The organism is Niveispirillum sp. KHB5.9, assembly GCF_048066115.1.
GTDB lineage: Bacteria > Pseudomonadota > Alphaproteobacteria > Azospirillales > Azospirillaceae > Niveispirillum.
On the sequence record NZ_JBLTYX010000015.1, the window covers coordinates 15,858 to 30,887 of the forward strand.

14 protein-coding genes are annotated in these 15,030 nt (G+C 65.5%); 4 read left to right on the plus strand and 10 right to left on the minus strand.

The genetic code is table 11. The annotated features are described in order from the left end of the window. Positions 1-53: 53 nt before the first annotated feature. Positions 54-1,223, minus strand: coding sequence for an acyltransferase family protein (locus ACM9HJ_RS21490; RefSeq protein ID WP_416573810.1), 1,170 nt, complete (start codon positions 1,221-1,223; stop codon positions 54-56). 146 nt (positions 1,224-1,369) lie between these two features. Between ACM9HJ_RS21490 and ACM9HJ_RS21495 the strand changes: the two genes are divergently transcribed. Then, entirely contained in the window at positions 1,370-2,191 is an 822-nt protein-coding gene (locus ACM9HJ_RS21495; RefSeq protein WP_416573811.1) for a LytTR family DNA-binding domain-containing protein, read from the plus strand. On the opposite strand, the gene ACM9HJ_RS21500 is transcribed toward ACM9HJ_RS21495, so the two are convergent. Then, entirely contained in the window at positions 2,178-2,642 is a 465-nt protein-coding gene (locus ACM9HJ_RS21500; protein WP_416573812.1) for a low molecular weight protein-tyrosine-phosphatase, read from the minus strand. The genes ACM9HJ_RS21495 and ACM9HJ_RS21500 overlap by 14 nt on opposite strands. A 139-nt stretch (positions 2,643-2,781) precedes the next feature. Between ACM9HJ_RS21500 and ACM9HJ_RS21505 the strand changes: the two genes are divergently transcribed. From ACM9HJ_RS21505 to ACM9HJ_RS21515, 3 genes are all read left to right on the plus strand, one after another. Then, complete coding sequence (locus ACM9HJ_RS21505; protein ID WP_416573813.1) at positions 2,782-3,528, plus strand: NAD-dependent deacylase; 747 nt, start codon at positions 2,782-2,784, stop codon at positions 3,526-3,528. Further along, on the plus strand, positions 3,525-3,989 hold the full coding sequence (locus tag ACM9HJ_RS21510; protein WP_416573814.1) for a GNAT family N-acetyltransferase: 465 nt from the start codon (positions 3,525-3,527) through the stop codon (positions 3,987-3,989). The genes ACM9HJ_RS21505 and ACM9HJ_RS21510 overlap by 4 nt, the downstream gene beginning before the upstream one ends. Positions 3,990-4,060: 71 nt before the next feature. Then, positions 4,061-5,002: a 3-keto-disaccharide hydrolase gene (locus tag ACM9HJ_RS21515; protein WP_416573815.1), complete on the plus strand. Its 942-nt coding sequence runs from the start codon at positions 4,061-4,063 to the stop codon at positions 5,000-5,002. A 67-nt stretch (positions 5,003-5,069) separates the two neighbouring features. On the opposite strand, the gene ACM9HJ_RS21520 is transcribed toward ACM9HJ_RS21515, so the two are convergent. The 8 genes from ACM9HJ_RS21520 to ACM9HJ_RS21555 all read right to left on the minus strand — a co-directional run bounded on the left by ACM9HJ_RS21520 (position 5,070) and on the right by ACM9HJ_RS21555 (position 14,986). After that, positions 5,070-5,504, minus strand: coding sequence for a hypothetical protein (locus tag ACM9HJ_RS21520; RefSeq protein WP_416573816.1), 435 nt, complete (start codon positions 5,502-5,504; stop codon positions 5,070-5,072). A 16-nt stretch (positions 5,505-5,520) separates the two neighbouring features. Next, positions 5,521-6,867: an HlyD family type I secretion periplasmic adaptor subunit gene (locus ACM9HJ_RS21525; RefSeq protein ID WP_416573817.1), complete on the minus strand. Its 1,347-nt coding sequence runs from the start codon at positions 6,865-6,867 to the stop codon at positions 5,521-5,523. 40 nt (positions 6,868-6,907) lie between these two features. Continuing rightward, a complete protein-coding gene (locus ACM9HJ_RS21530; protein WP_416573818.1) occupies positions 6,908-8,677 on the minus strand; it encodes a type I secretion system permease/ATPase in 1,770 nt (589 codons plus the stop codon). Positions 8,678-8,837: 160 nt separating this feature from the next. After that, entirely contained in the window at positions 8,838-9,389 is a 552-nt protein-coding gene (locus tag ACM9HJ_RS21535; protein WP_416573819.1) for a hypothetical protein, read from the minus strand. 12 nt (positions 9,390-9,401) lie between these two features. Then, positions 9,402-10,628, minus strand: coding sequence for a glycosyltransferase family 4 protein (locus tag ACM9HJ_RS21540; RefSeq protein ID WP_416573820.1), 1,227 nt, complete (start codon positions 10,626-10,628; stop codon positions 9,402-9,404). Next, positions 10,625-12,322 (minus strand): glycosyltransferase family 4 protein, encoded by a 1,698-nt coding sequence (locus tag ACM9HJ_RS21545; protein WP_416573821.1) that lies wholly within the window; start codon positions 12,320-12,322, stop codon positions 10,625-10,627. Before ACM9HJ_RS21545 ends, ACM9HJ_RS21540 begins: the two co-directional genes overlap by 4 nt. Positions 12,323-12,413: 91 nt before the next feature. Then, complete coding sequence (locus tag ACM9HJ_RS21550) at positions 12,414-12,818, minus strand: hypothetical protein (protein ID WP_416573822.1); 405 nt, start codon at positions 12,816-12,818, stop codon at positions 12,414-12,416. Between the two features lie 38 nt (positions 12,819-12,856). Further along, on the minus strand, positions 12,857-14,986 hold the full coding sequence (locus tag ACM9HJ_RS21555) for a glycosyltransferase family 9 protein (protein WP_416573823.1): 2,130 nt from the start codon (positions 14,984-14,986) through the stop codon (positions 12,857-12,859). Between the last annotated feature and the right edge of the window lie 44 nt (positions 14,987-15,030).

Below are 15,030 nucleotides of genomic sequence, written 5' to 3' on the forward strand. Positions count from 1 at the left end.
TAAACAAAGGCTTAGGCCGGGACAGATTGATCGCGGCATGGCGCATGTTTATTTCACCGCACCCCCAGCAAAGGCCCCAACAGCTTGATCCGCCGCGCCAATTCGTAGGTGACGAAGCATCCCGCCACCGTCAGGGCGATCAGCAGCACCGACTCGATCCCGACGGGAAGGGCCAACGGCGTCAGATTGTGCCCGATCACCACGATCAGGGTCTGGTGGATGATATAGAAGGGGAACACCCCCACCGACAGGTAACGCAGCAGCGGCGTCGACCGGTTCAGGTACCGCCGCGCCAGGCCCAGCATCGCCAGGATCATCGCCCATTGCTCCACCGCATAGGCGGTGCGAGCGGTCATGCGCAACGCATCGGGCGGCGTGGGCGACCCGTCCTGCCAGTAGGTCCAGCCATACCAGGCATAGAAGGCCCAGGCCCCCAGCCCGACGCCCAGCAGCAGCCAGCGCCGCGCCGCCAGCCAGTCGAACAGCGCCTCGTTGCGGGCGAAGCCGAAGCCCAGCAGGAACATGCCGAAACTGACCGCATGGTTGTACCAGTCCCAGGCCAGGTTATGGGTGATGGGGAACGGGTCGAGCATGAAGATACGCAGCAGGGTCAGCACCAGGATGGGCAGGACCAGCACGGCCCAGCCGCGCGTCCACCCCCCTTCCCCCAGCCGGACCAGCCAGCGCCCGGCCCCCAGCTTCAGCGCCAAGGCCATGATCAGCGTGTAGACCAGCAGATAGGCCACGAACCACATATGGTTCCAGGTGGGCAGGGTCAGGCAGTCATCGCCGCGGCAGAAGCTCTGGTCGAAGGACAGGTAGCGACCCCAGAAGGCCCAATAGCCGTCGGCATAATCGATCTTCTCCACCACCTCGTAATAGGGCTGTGGCACGACCAGCACGGCCATGACGAACAGCAGCGGGATGCCCAGACGCGGCAGGCGTGATCCGGCCAGCCGGCCCGGCCCCATGCGGTCGGCCATGAAGCGGGTGGCCACACCGGAGATCAGGAACAGCAGCGAGAGGCGCCAGGGATTGGTCAGCAGCATCAGCGGCTCTATCGCGAACCCTGCATGCTGGCTCTTCACATGCCAGTCCCAACTCACATAGAACATGCCGACATGATAAAGGATCAGAAGGCCGAAGGCGCCGACCCGGACCCAGTCCAGGAAGGCCAGGCGCTGGCTGCTGGCAGGCGGAACGGATGGGACAGGGTTTGTCATCGTCATCATCAACTTCCCAAGAAGAACGGGGCCAGGGGACGGGGGAAACGGGTGCCGGCCCCCGCTTCTGGCCCTGGACCCGGCGGGCCGGCAAGACGGCGGTGACGGACGGAACCCGCCCTGACGCGGCCGGGACGAACGGTGCTGTGCGTGTGACGAGCGGCCTGGGCGGCTGGCGGCCCTATCTGGGGCTGGTGCCGCTGATGCTGGGGTCGAACATCGTCAACATCACGTCCGCCTGGGAAGATCGCAACTGGCCCACCTGGCTGCCGGTGCTGACGGAGTTCAGCAGTGCCATCGTCATCCTCTGCCTGTGCTGGCTGCCGGCCCTGGCACTGGCCAAGGCACCGCTGACGCGGCCCTGGGGCCGGGTGGCGCTGATACATGCCGTCACGGCCGTGGGTTTCAGCGCGCTGCATACGCTGGGTATGGCGCTGGTGCGCAACAGCACCTCGGCCCTGCTGGACCTGAATTATCATTTCCATGTCACGGCCCCAGTCCTGATCTATGAGGGGCGCAAGGACATGATGACCTATCTGGTCATCTGCGGCGTCTTCCTGCTGTTCGGCCATGGCAGGCCGGCAGCCAAGCCCATCCCCGCCGCGATGCCGCCAGATGCGGCTCCACCGCCCACCGCCCCGGTCCTGTTCGACATACGCGACGGGGCCCGGCTGCTGCGCGTGGCGGTGGCGGAGATCATGGCCGTGCGGTCGGCCGGTAATTATGTGGAATTCCTGCTGGCCGATGGCAGGCGCCCCCTGATGCGCGCCACCCTGACCCAGGTTGCCGACGAACTGTCACCCCATGGCATGCTGCGCACCCACCGGTCCTGGCTGGTGAACGGGGCCCATGTCAGGGGGCTGGAACCGGAAGGGTCGGGCGACTATGCCCTGACCCTGGCGGACGGCAGCACCGCGCCCTTGTCACGGCGCTTCCCCGACGCGCTGGAGATGCTCAGGCGCGCGTAACGCGTTCCAGCAGCGCCCGGGCGCCGGCTTCCACCATGTCCAGCACCTCGGTAAAACCCTCCGCCCCGCCATAATAGGGGTCGGGCACGTCGCGGCCCCGCCAGGGGGCGGGGGCGAAATCGGTGAACAGCGCCAGCTGTGCCGCCGACCCGGCCGGGGCCAGGCGACGCATGATGTCCATATGCCCCCGGTCCATGGCCAGCATCAGGTCGAAGCGGCTGTAATCATCGGTCACCAGCTTGCGCGCACGCAGCGGCGACAGGTCATAGCCGCGGGCACGGGCGGCGCGCACGGTACGCGGGTCGGGCCCCTCCCCGATGTGATAGCCATGGGTGCCGGCACTGTCGACCAGCACATCCAGCCCAGCATCGGCCACCAGCTTGCGGAACACCCCGTCGGCGGTGGGGGAGCGACAGATATTGCCGGTGCAGACGAACAGGACGGAGCGCATGGGTTGACCGCTGAGGAAGTTGCCGGATCGCGGATGAATTCATAACAGGCGAACACAACCCTGACGACATGGACTTGTCCCGCAGGCGGCACCCATGCCACCCTGCGCCCGGCTTTTCCATCCATGCCGGCGGCCCCCAATGATCGACCCCAGCCTGAAGCGCCTGTTGCAGGGATTGCGCCCCGATGCGGGGCTGGTGGTGCTGACCGGGGCCGGGATCAGCCGGGAATCGGGCCTGCACACGTTCCGCGACGCCGATGGCATCTGGGCACAAGTGCGGCTGGAGGAGGTGGCGACACCGCAGGCCTTCGCCCGTGACCCGACCCGCGTCCAGGGTTTCTACAATGCCCGCCGCCGTGCCGTGCTGGACCCGGCGGTGCAGCCGAATGCCGCCCATGACGCCCTGGTCCGGCTGGAACGGGAATGGCGCGGGCCCTTCCTGCTGGTCACCCAGAATGTCGATGACCTGCATGACCGCGCCGGCTCGCAAAAGCTGCTGCACATGCATGGGGAATTGCTGAAGATCTGCTGTGCGGCTTGCACGCGGATCGATCGGTTCGACGGTGATCTGGCGACCGATGCAATCTGTCCCGATTGCGGCGCGCGGGGCACGCTTCGCCCGCATATCGTCTGGTTCGGGGAGATGCCCCTGTTCATGGAGGAGATCGGCGAGGCCCTGTCCGGTGCCGGCCTGTTCCTGTCCATCGGCACCTCGGGCACCGTCTATCCGGCCGCCGGCTTCACGGCGGAGGCACGTTCCAACGGCGCCATCACCCTGGAAATCAATATGGAGGAAACGGGCGGCCGGTTCGATGGCGGGCTCTATGGTCCCGCCACCCAGACGGTGCCTTCCCTGGTCGAATTTCTGCTGAAGGAGGTCCAATGAACAGCATCCATGTCACACTTGCCGACCCGACACAGCCCGATGCCCGCGCCCTGATCGCGGCCCTGGACCTGTATCTGGGGCAGCTTTACCAGCCGGAGGATAATCACCTGCTGGACCCCGAACAGCTGAGGGCGCCCGACATGCGCTTTCTGCTGGCCCGGCGCGACGGACGGGCCGTGGGCTGCGGCGCGCTGCGCCTGGACCCGGCAGCAGGCTATGCGGAGGTGAAGCGCATGTATGTCGATCCCGTGCATCGCGGGCGCGGCATCGCCGGTGCCATCATGGCACAGCTGGAGGAACTGGCACGGGCCGAGGGCATCCCCCTGCTGAAGCTGGAAACCGGCGATCTGCAGCGCGAAGCCGTGGGCCTGTACCGGCGGCTGGGCTTCACCGATTGCGGGGCCTTCGGCGAATACTCCTGCGGGGGCGGGGCCAGCATCTTCATGGAGAAACATCTGTGATCGCCCCTGCTTCTGCGGCATAGTGCGGTCAAAATTGACAGCGCTATCAATAATCATGGGAGGATCAAGGCATGCGGTGGATCGGCCTGGGGCTGGCGGCCCTGTTGCTGTTGGCGGGTACCGGCATCGGGGCGGGAGCGGTGGAGGTTGATCGGAAGCTGGAGGCCATTCTGGCCGGTGATCCGGTCTACAAGGCCCAGCGCCTGACCCTTACCGACATCCCGTCACCCACCGGCCCGGCGGTCAGCCTGCTGAATGGCAAGGACCTGTCGGACTGGGACATCTGGCTGGGCTATGCCGACCCGTCCATCACCTATACCAACAAGACGGAGAAACCGTACGGCGCCCGGCCCGGCGGCGATCCGATGTTCACCATGGTGACACTGGAGGGTGAGCCAACGATGCGCGTCGATGGCGCCACCTGGGGCTCCATCGTCCATCGCGGCACCTTCGGCAATTATCACCTGCGGCTGGAATTCAAATGGAGCGGCAAGCGCCATGTCCCGCGCCTGGATCTGCCGGAGAATAATGGCCTGCTCTACCATTCCTTCGGGCCCGCCGGCGGTGTCTATGGCACCTGGATGCCGGCGGTGGAGTTCGAGATCATGCGCGGGTCCACCGGCATGGTCGTGCCCGTGGGCACCATGGTGAAACCGGTGACCGACGCCGCCCGCGACCGGTCCCTGATCGATCCCCAGCGTCGCTACATGGCGGGCGGCCGTGCCGTGACGGTGGAGGCGCCGGCCTGGAACGTGGAGGCCGCCATCGATGCCGAACGGCCCGTGGGGCAATGGAACGTGCTGGACCTCTATGTCCTGGATGATCGCGCCATCCATGTGGTCAATGGCGTGCCGGTCATGGAACTGCGCAACCTGTCCGTGCTGGGGCCCGACGGCAAGCGCACGCCCCTGACCAGCGGCCATATCCAGTTCCAATCGGAAGGGGCGGAGACCTTCTTCCGCCGCATCAGCCTGGAGCCGATCGACCGGCTGCCGCGGATTGTGGTGAAATGAAAAGAGCGGCCCTGGTCAGGCCGCCCCATTCATATTGTGTGACGCAGGTCAGGTCGAGGGCGCGCGGTTACAACATCCCCTGTTCCGGCGGCTTGGGCAGGGCGATCTGGCCCAGGAAGGCCTCCAGCCGCTGCCACAGCACGCTGATCTGCTGGGCCGAGCGCGGATCGAAATGCCGCAGCATCTGCATCGTCGCATCGTCCAGCCGCGGATAGGCCATCAACAGCCCGTCCGCCTCCCCCGCCGGCGCACGGGCATAAAGCCGGAACCGCAGGGAATTGACCACGAAGAAGGCCAGCAGGGCCACAAAGCCCGCCCTGTCCTCCAGGAAAAAGGTGGGGCATTCGACATAGGCCGCATCGGGCACCATGCCGCTCCAGGTCGCATCCGGCACCACCAGGCAATTTGCGGGCAGGTCGCAGGCGGCGATGCCCCGCGACAGGTCCCGCGGGGCCGCCTGGATGCGCCAGATGAGACCGGAGCCGCCCTGTGCCGGGATCATGCTCCGTCTCCTCTCCTCAGCTTTCCTTGAACGCGCGGAAGAAACTGTCGGTCAGCGGCCGGAACAGATATTCCAGGATCGTCCGCTCACCAGCCTTGATCAGCGTCTCCGCCGGCATGCCGGGGACCAGCTTCTGGCCATCCAGATGCTTCAGCTGCTCCTTCGGCACCCGCACGCGCGAGATGTAATAGCGGTTGCCATGCTGGTCGGTGGTGGCATCCGCCGCCACCGTCTCCACCGTGCCCGTCAGGATGGGGATATGGCGGGTGGACAGGGAGGAGAAGCGCACTTCCGCCTCCATGCCCGGCATGGCGACATCGACATCCATCGGGGACACCATGGCCTCGATGATCAGATCGTCATTGCTGGGCACCAGTTCCATCAGCGGGTCGCCGGCACGGACGACACCACCCACGGTATGGACGCGGGAATTGACGATGGTGCCGTCCGTCGTGGCCTTCACCTCGCGACGCTTCAACACGTCGATGGCGCTGGTCAGGCGGTCCTGAAGATCGAACACGCGGGCCTGCGCCTCGGACAGGCCCTTGGCCACATCCTCCTCGAAGGTCTTGCGGACCTGGATGATCTGCAGGCGGGCCTCGCCGATCGCCACCCGGTTGCGGGCCATCTCGGCCGCGTAATTGCCGCGGTCGCCGTCCAGCTCCGCCCGGCGGCGCTGGAGTTCCAGCAGACGGGTCTTGGAGGCATAGCCCTTCTCGAACAGCTGCTGAAGGCCCTCCAGCTCACTATCGATCAGAGTGATCTGTTTGGTGTTGGCATCGACCTGGGCCTGCAGGCCCTTGCTCTGCTCCTCCAACTGCTTGATGCGCGCTTCGTAGATGGAGAGCTGGCCGTTCAGGGCGTCGCGACGGGACTTGAACACTTCCTGCTCCGACCCGCGGATGGAAGCGTTGCGGTTGTTATCGCCGGCACCCTGCAGCTCGGCCGGGAAGGCGATGTCCTTCGCCCCGTCGCGTTCGGTGATGAAGCGGGCCTCCTGGGCCTTGGAGGTCAGGAACTGGCCATACAGCACGTCGCGCTGGGCCTGGGGCGTCACCTCGTCCAGACGCAGCAGTACGTCACCGGCCTTCACCGTGGCGCCATCACGCACCAGGATCTCCGACACGATGCCGCCTTCCAGGTGCTGGATGGTCTTGCGGTTGCTGTCCACGGCCACCAGGCCGGGGGCGACGATGCCCTTGGCGATGGGGGCCAGGAAGGACCAGAGCAGGATGCCGCCGAAGGCAAAGACGATCAGCGCCAGACCGGCGCGGACGACCGGCATCTCATCGGTAGGAACCGCGGGTACATCCGCATCCGGCGCCAGGGCCGGCATCTTCTGGGTGGTCAGGAGCTTCATCATTTCCGACACTTTCCAACGAGGGTCGACCGGGGACGCGCGATCAGGCGCCCGCACCGGCGGAAGAGGCGATCTGGCCCGGGGCCGGCTGCTGCTGCTGCACCTGCTGCGGCTGCGCAACGGGGCGGGTCAGGCGGGCCAGCACTTCCTGCTTGGGACCGAACATCTCCACCAGCCCGTCACGCAGAACCAGGATCTTGTCGACATGGTTCATGACGCTGGGGCGGTGGGAGATGAGGATGACGGTCGCCTTGCGTTCCTTCAGCTTGGCCAGCCCCTGGACCAGGGCGGCCTCGCCTTCGCTGTCAAGGTTGGAATTCGGCTCGTCCAGCACCAGGAAGCGCGGATCGCCATAGACGGCACGGGCCAGGCCCAGCCGCTGGCGCTGGCCACCGGACAGGGCGATGCCGCCCGGACCGATCACCGTGTCATACCCGTTGGGCAGGCGCAGGATCATCTCATGCACCCCGGCCAGCTGGGCCGCTTCCACCACCTTGGCCGGATCGACCTCGCCGAAACGGGCGATGTTGTCCTTGATGGAGCCGTCGAAGATTTCAACATCCTGGGGCAGGTAACCGATATGCGGCCCCAGGCTTTCATGGTTCCAGGCATAGACATCGGCGCCGTCCAGGCGGACGGAACCGCTATGCGCCGACCAGACGCCGACCAGCAGACGGGCCAGCGTGGACTTGCCGGCGGCACTGGGGCCGACGATGGCCAGCGACTCGCCCGCGCCCAGGGCGAAGCTGACGCCCTTGATGGTGGGGGTATTGCCGCCCGGCGGCACGGCCACGACGCGCTCCACCGACAGGTTGCCCTGCGGCGGCGGCAGCTCCATGGTCTCCTGGCCACCGTCGAAGGCGCGCAGCAGCTCGTTCAGGCGGGCGTAGGAACCGCGCGCGCCGATGAACATCTTCCAGGAACCGATGGCCTGTTCCACCGGGGCCAGACCGCGGCCCATGATGATGGACGACGCGATCATGATACCCGGGGTGATCTCGTTCTCCAGCGCCAGATAGGCACCCATACCCAGGATGGCCGACTGCACGGCCAAGCGGGTGAACTTGGTCATGGCGCTGATGAAACCGGCATTGTCGCTGGCCACGGCCTGCAACAGCATGGCCCGGTCCTGGCTGGCGCGCCAGCGGCGGCGGATGCCGGGAAGCATGCCCATGGCCGCCAGAACCTCGCTGTTCTTCAGGCTGGCCTCGGCGAAGGAGGTGGCGCGCAGCGCGTGGCCATTGGCCTCCGACAGCGGCTTCTTCGTCACCACTTCCGTCGCATAAGCAAGCGCGAACAGCAGGATGGCGCCGCCCAGCGCCACGACACCCAGCAGCGGGTGCATCAGGCAGACGATGCCGATGAAGATCGGCGCCCAGGGCGCATCGAAGAAGGCGAACGGCCCCTGCGAGGTGATGAACTGGCGCACATTGTCCAGGTCGCGCAGCGACTGGCTGCGGTTGGCCGCGGGCATGCGCAGGTTCAGCGCGAAGATCGCGTCGAAGACGCGCGCGCCCAATTCCTTCTCCATCTTGCCGCTGACGCGCACCAGCACGCGGGAGCGGATGACCTCCAGCATGGCCATGACCATCATCATGGCCGCGATGACCAGGCTGAGATACAGCAGGGTGGATTCGCTGCGTGCCGTCAGCACACGGTCATAGACCTGCAGCATGTAGATGGGCGAAGCCAGCATCAACAGATTGACGAAGAAGCTGAAAACCCCAACGAACCCGAAGGCTCGCGCGGACTTCTGTAGCGCCTGCCGCAGCGGAGAATGAGCGCCTGCGGGGCGGTTCGGTATGATCTTCATAGACTTGGCTGCCTTATATAAGGGGTGCCTGCACGAGGCCACCCACTCAATCGCGCCGGCATTGTATCCGCGCATGTACTGCAGGGCAATATCAGTAAGTTGCTGATGTCACAATGGTGACCGGTGCGGGCCGCAGCCGGCCCACCGGCTTCCGTCCGGTTCAGCTGAGCCGCAACCCCTCCGGGATCACGAAATGCGTGCGGCGGTCCAACCAGGACATTTCGCTGATATCCCATTGGGCATAAACGGATTTTTCCCGCAGGATCGACAGAAGGTGATGGGCCTTGTCGCGTCCTAGATCGATCTCCGCCCGCGCTCCGTCGGCATCGTGGAACAGCAGCTGCATGATACCCTGGCGGATGGTGATATCCGTCTTGACCAACAATGCGGCGGGGGCATCAGTTTGCCGCACCCCATCTCCGGCGGCGGCACCGGACGGGTCGGCCGCCGGCACCGGACCTTCGATGCGCTGCCAGCCCGCCGCAGCCTCCATATGTTCGAACAACAGCACGTCGTTGCGGCTTTCGCCGGGTGCGGCCGCCACCTCCCGGCTGCTGCGCATCAGCAATTCGATCATCCCGGCCACAAGACCCCGTGTCATCCGGCGGGTCACCAGCATATCCACGCTGTCATCATCGGACCGCAGGGTCAGGCCCAGCCTGTCCTCCTGCTGGATGAAGCGGACATCGATGGCGGTTGCGCGCAGGCTCATGCCGGTATCCCCTTACGCCTTGCCGGCAGCCACCCGCTCGACCAGTTCCATCTGCCGGGGCAGGCAATGGCGCTTCAGGTCGTAACGGTCGATGATGGTCTGCCGGGCGGCCTGGCGCATGCCCAGATAACGCTGCGGATTGGCCAGCGCGTCGGCCACGCGGTCCGCCAGCCCCTCGCGGTCGAAGAAATCGACCAGCAGGCCGTTCTTCTGGTCCTCGATCACTTCCTCGACCGGCTGGGTGCGGCTGCCCACCACCAGGGCGCCCAGGCTCATCGCCTCCAGCATCGACCAGCTCAGCACGAACGGGTAGGTCAGATAAATATGGGCGGCGCTGAGGCGCAGGATATTGATGAAATGGGCGTATGAGAGGTTGCCAAGGAAGATGACCCGCGACAGGTCGATCTGGTCCTTGACCTCTTCCAGGAAGATGTTCTTCCAGCTCTGCCCCTGCGGCGGCGCCGCACCATAGGAGACACCATCGCCGCCCACCACCAGGAAGATGGCGTTGGGACGCAGCTTCTGCAGCCGCGGCAGGGTCCGCATGAAAACATGGTAACCACGATAGGGTTCCAGGTTGCGGTTGACGAAGGTGACGATCTCCATCCCCTGATGCAGCATCAGCTTGTCGGGCCCGACCTGGCTCGCCTTCGCCGGGCCCGGCACCAGCACATCGGTGTCGACCCCGTCATGGATGACCTCGATCCGCGGCTGATAGATCGCCGGATAGCTGGAACGCTGCCAATAGGTGGGGCTGTAGGCCGCATCCATGCTTTCCAGGTTCAGCAACCCGTTGCTGTTCTTGGCGCGCACCCGCGCGGGGCTGCGCCAGTCCTGGTCCCAGAACTCCTCGTCGAACCCGACATCGGCGCCGTCGGGACTATAGTAGAATTCCAGGAAATGCAGCTGCGGCACCCGCGGCCATATCTCCCTCAGGAACAGCATCTCCCCCCAGCCCGGATGGCCCAGCACCAGATCGGGCTGATAGCCTTCCCGCTTCATTGCCAGGGCCGCCTGCGCACAGGATTCGCCGCGGATCAGCTTGGTCTCGAAATCGATGGCCCAGGGATGGATCCCTTGGGAGGAGGTGCGGGTCACCGGATAGTTGATCAGGTCGACCCCCGGTAGCGCCACCCCCTTGATGGCAAGGCTGCGCACCTGGTGCCCGGCCCGCGCCAGGGCGGCGGCCAGATGCTTGAACTGTCCGGGGAAATTCTGATGGACGAACAGGATCTTCATCCCACGTCTCCTTGGGTGTCGCCAGGAGGCGAGAGTCGAACAAAGCCGTACTTGGCCAGGAAAGCCAGGGCCGGCGCCAGGATGGGAGCGATGGAGGGGCCGCCGGCCGCTGCCAGGCCGGCGATGGACACCGCCCCCTGCGCGGGCAGCAGGTCCAGCACGGCCGTCAGCCGGTCGAAGCCCGGCACCGCGGCATGCGCGTAATTGACCATGCCACTGGCATGGATGGCGGCCAGCCGGTCGGGCGGTGCGCCCGTGACCTCCACCCGTGTGTCCAGTGCCAACAGATGTGTGGGATAATGGGCGAAGGACCGGAACGGGTCCGGTCGCAGGGGCCAGACCACCGGCCCGGATACGGGCGGGGGCTTGGCCGCGGCCCGGCGGGCAGCCAGCTCGACCATCAGTTCCTTGTAGGCACCGACAACCACACGCCAGTCGAACCGTTCGCGTGCATGGCGGCGCGCGGCCTCCCCCATGCGGCGGCGCAGGCCCGCATCGGCAACCAGGGCGCGGAAGGCCTGTGCTGTCCGTTCCACATCGACGCTGACGAACTGGCAGGTGGCGCCACAGTAATGGTCATAGCTGTCCACGCCGATGGCGTGGCGCTCCGCCATCTCGCGCCCGATCGGGGGCGGTGGCATCCAGGTCGGAACACGGAACCCGTCGATGCCGTCGCGCACCGTCTCCTTGTACCCATTCCAATCCGACACGACACAGGGCAGTCCGGCCGCCATCGCCTCGATCGGGGTCAGGCCGAACGTTTCCTGGATATTATCGGACAGGGAACAGAAGATGTCGGCCGCCTGCCAGATGCCGTCGCGCACCGCCTGCTCGCGCCCGTCCAGCACATGGCGTACCACATCGGGGCACAGCATGCCGGCCGCTTCCTCGAACGCCCGCCGGATATGGTCGCTGGCGAACCAGCCGGCCTCGATCAAGTGCAGCCGCGCACCGTCGGGCAAGGCGTCGCGCGCCTCCTGCAAGGCCATGTACATGGCCATGGGATGGGCCTTGGCATGGAAGCTGAGGCGCCCCATGAACAGCACCACGACATCAAGCGGGCCGATGGCCAGCCTTTCGCGCCACTCCCGGCGCAGCTCCGGCCGTTCCGCATACCGGTCGCATTCCACGCCCAGCGGAATGACCGGCAGCTGCGGCAGCCGCAGCGGCACACCGGACGGCATGGCGAAACGCTGGCCGAGATATCCCGCCTGGTCGCTCAGCGTGCGGACCACCATGGATTTCACGGCCTGCGAGGTGCAGATCAGCGCGTCCCATTCCTCCAGCGGCGCCGTCAGCAGCTCCCCGATATTGTCCAGGGCCGAGGCCGAGGCGGTCGTGTGGGTCAGGCCGATGATGGAATGATTGCCAGGCGACAGACCGCGCGACCGGCGAAGCCAGGCCGGGGGGGCCAGCATCGGACCCGGCAGAATGACACCGCCGACCGCGGACAGCGTTTCCGGCTGTTCCAGCCGGTGCACATGCACCTTGCCCTGCCAACCGTGACTGGCGGCCTCCTGGGCGAACATCCTTGCATGGCGCAGGTCGCCGACCTGGGCATGCAGCGTGTCGAATCCGCCATGCCGCGCCCATCCCCGCAGGAAGCCCTCGCCGGCAGCGTGGCGGCCCATCAGTTTGGGACTTTTCGTGTCGAACCCTTCCGGATGGAAGAAGATCGCGGCATTACCTGACAAAACCGACCTCCGCAGGGGCGTACAGCATGATCTCCGGGACGGGACGCCTCATCGCGGCCCGCCCGGTTGAAACCCGGCCCCGGGACCGCGCTCAATACGGCTTGTAGGATTTCTCCTCGACGATGGCGCTGCCCAGCAGCAGGTTGATATCCTTCTTGATGCGGGCCCGCTCGTCATTCTTCATATAGACATGGCGGGCCAGCTGAATGAAGCCGTCATCGAAGGTCTTCTCCCGCTCGCACCGCCGCTTGCCGTCCTCAATGTCCCAGAGCTGGGAATTGATGCCGTGCAGCGCGTCGACCAGCGCATCCAGCCCGGCGGGGAACCGCGCGCGGTCGCCAACCACCTTCTCGATCTCCACCCGTTCGCGGGCGACGTTGCGCACCTTGTCCGGGTCGCCGATGCGGGCCTCCTTGATGACAAGGATGGTCCATTTGTCGAAGACTTCTCCCCAGGCGACGGGAAGCAGGGGGATGTCGGTCCAGCTCTTGGACATGGGGTCCACTCCGTAGATCGTGCCGCCGGCCGTGCCGGTCAGTTGAATTGAACGCGCTTCAGGCCCTGGACCTTCACCTGGTCGCTGACGGCCAGCAGAATGCTGCTCTCGTTCTTGCCGGGCTCCAGCTGTTCCACCCAGCACTGGTACTTGATGGGCAGCAGCAGGGTGGCGATCTCGCGCACATCCTGGAACGACGCCAGCGGACCGATCAGCACGGCGGCCTTGGTCCGCTCCAGCGTCTCCAGCGCCGATTCCAGCACCAGTTTCCACGGCGCCGGCGCCGACATGACGATACTGGACAGCGTATCCAGTTTCATCTCGTCGATGCTCTTCGGCCTGACAGTCTTCTTGTCCCGCAAACCGCCCCAATTCGCGGGGTTGGTCTCGCTGAGCGCATCCTCCAGTCCGAAGCTGGCCTGTTCGACCTTGCCGGGGAACGTGTCGTAATGGGTCACCGTCAGACCGTGCGCCGCCCGGTCCAGGATGTCCATGCCGATCAGTTGGCGCCGGGCGTCCCGCGGCTCGAAGACATGCATCCGGCCTTCATGTTCCAGCAGCTGGGCGATGGCGACGGGCAGCTCGCTCTGGCCGGGGGTGACCATGATCATTTGCGTACGCGGGCGGATCAGCGTCCGGCCGATCTCCTGAAGGCGGCGCTGCGCCCGGGTCCATATTTCCGGCGGGTTCTCATACGGCAGTTCCCTGCCCTGCGCCGTCTGGCGGTAGCGCTGCTTGGTATGGGGCCCATGGATCATGCGGGTGCCCATATGGTGGGGCACATTGCCTTTGGCCGCGATCTGCGCCTGCAGCAATTCATAGACCTTCTCGGGATCCAGCCGGCCCCAGGCCTCGCCATAGGCGTCCTTGATGCCGTCCCATTCCTCGTCGGTGTTGGTCTTGAACTTCTTGTAGAAGGACAGCTTCTCCCCGTCCGGGATCAGGATGCCCTTGTGATGGGGATAATAGGGATAGGCATAGGGATCGATGGAGGCGAACAGCCCCACCGCCGGCACGTTGCCGCTGTCCGCCGCATGCAGAGCGAAGCTGTCGACGCTGATCACCCCATCCATCTGCGCCACCAGGGCCGCGAACTTGCCGGCGGAGTTGATCGCCTTCGACAGGTCGATCAGGCGCGGATGATCCAGCTTGATCTCCCGATCGACCACGATCGTGACGTCCGGCGCGATCTTCAGCAGCTTTTTCAGGAATTTCGGCACATGCGCGTCGGCGAAGGTGCGCAGCGGCACGCTGGCCTTGGGATTGAAGAAGATCTTCTTGCCCTTGATGCCTTGCAGGGTGCGGGTGACATCCTGCCAGACCGGCCATTGGTGCGACATGACATTGCGCTTGTCGGCCGCCGGCACCGTTTCCGGATCCAGGCCGCACCACCACAGGTACCAGTCGGAAATCGCGATTTCCGTGATGCGCGGCAGGGCGATCAGGCCGGAGAAGTCGAAATAGGCATCATACCGGCTGAATTCCTGCAGGGTCGGCCCGATCAGGAACTGGTCGCCCACCCAGTCGTCATGACCGGCAATGTCAAAATTGGTGATACCGGAATTGGCACCCAGCAGCAGGTCGATGGTGAAGCTGCCCAGATACCGCTTCAGATACTTGGCGACATGGCGCAGTGCCGTCATGCCCAGCATGCAGTCGCCCAGGTTGCTGCCGAAGGCATTGACCACGGCCAGACGGAAATGCTTGCGCCCCGGATGCCTGGCCTTCAGCGACTCCAGCTGTGCGCCCAGCACATCACCCTCATCGGGATGCCGGAAAAGCCCCGGACCGTTGAAGCGGGCCGAAACGCGGCCCAGGCGCGGCGGCGTGCCGTCCCAGCTCAGCAGCGCGCCTTCATTCACCGTCGTGATGAACTGCGGCATGTCGGTTTTGGGGGCGTCGGCACCGGAACCGTCACCACTGCCCGTACCTGACGGCTGTTCCGCACCGCTGCCTGTACCGGAAGTGTCGAGGTTCAGGACCTCGTCCTTCTCATGCTTTTTCTTGTGATCAGCCTCCATGGCCTTGCGGACCATGTCGGCTTCCCCGCCGATATCGATGACCAGCCGGTCCAGCGGAACCTCACCTTCCAACTTCCCGCCGCGATAAAGCCGAACGAAGCGGGTGGTGTTCAGTGTGAAATCTTCCGCAACCAGGAACGCGTGCATCTCAACCTACTGAATTCGGACCGGAGGAGAGTATCTCTCAAAAA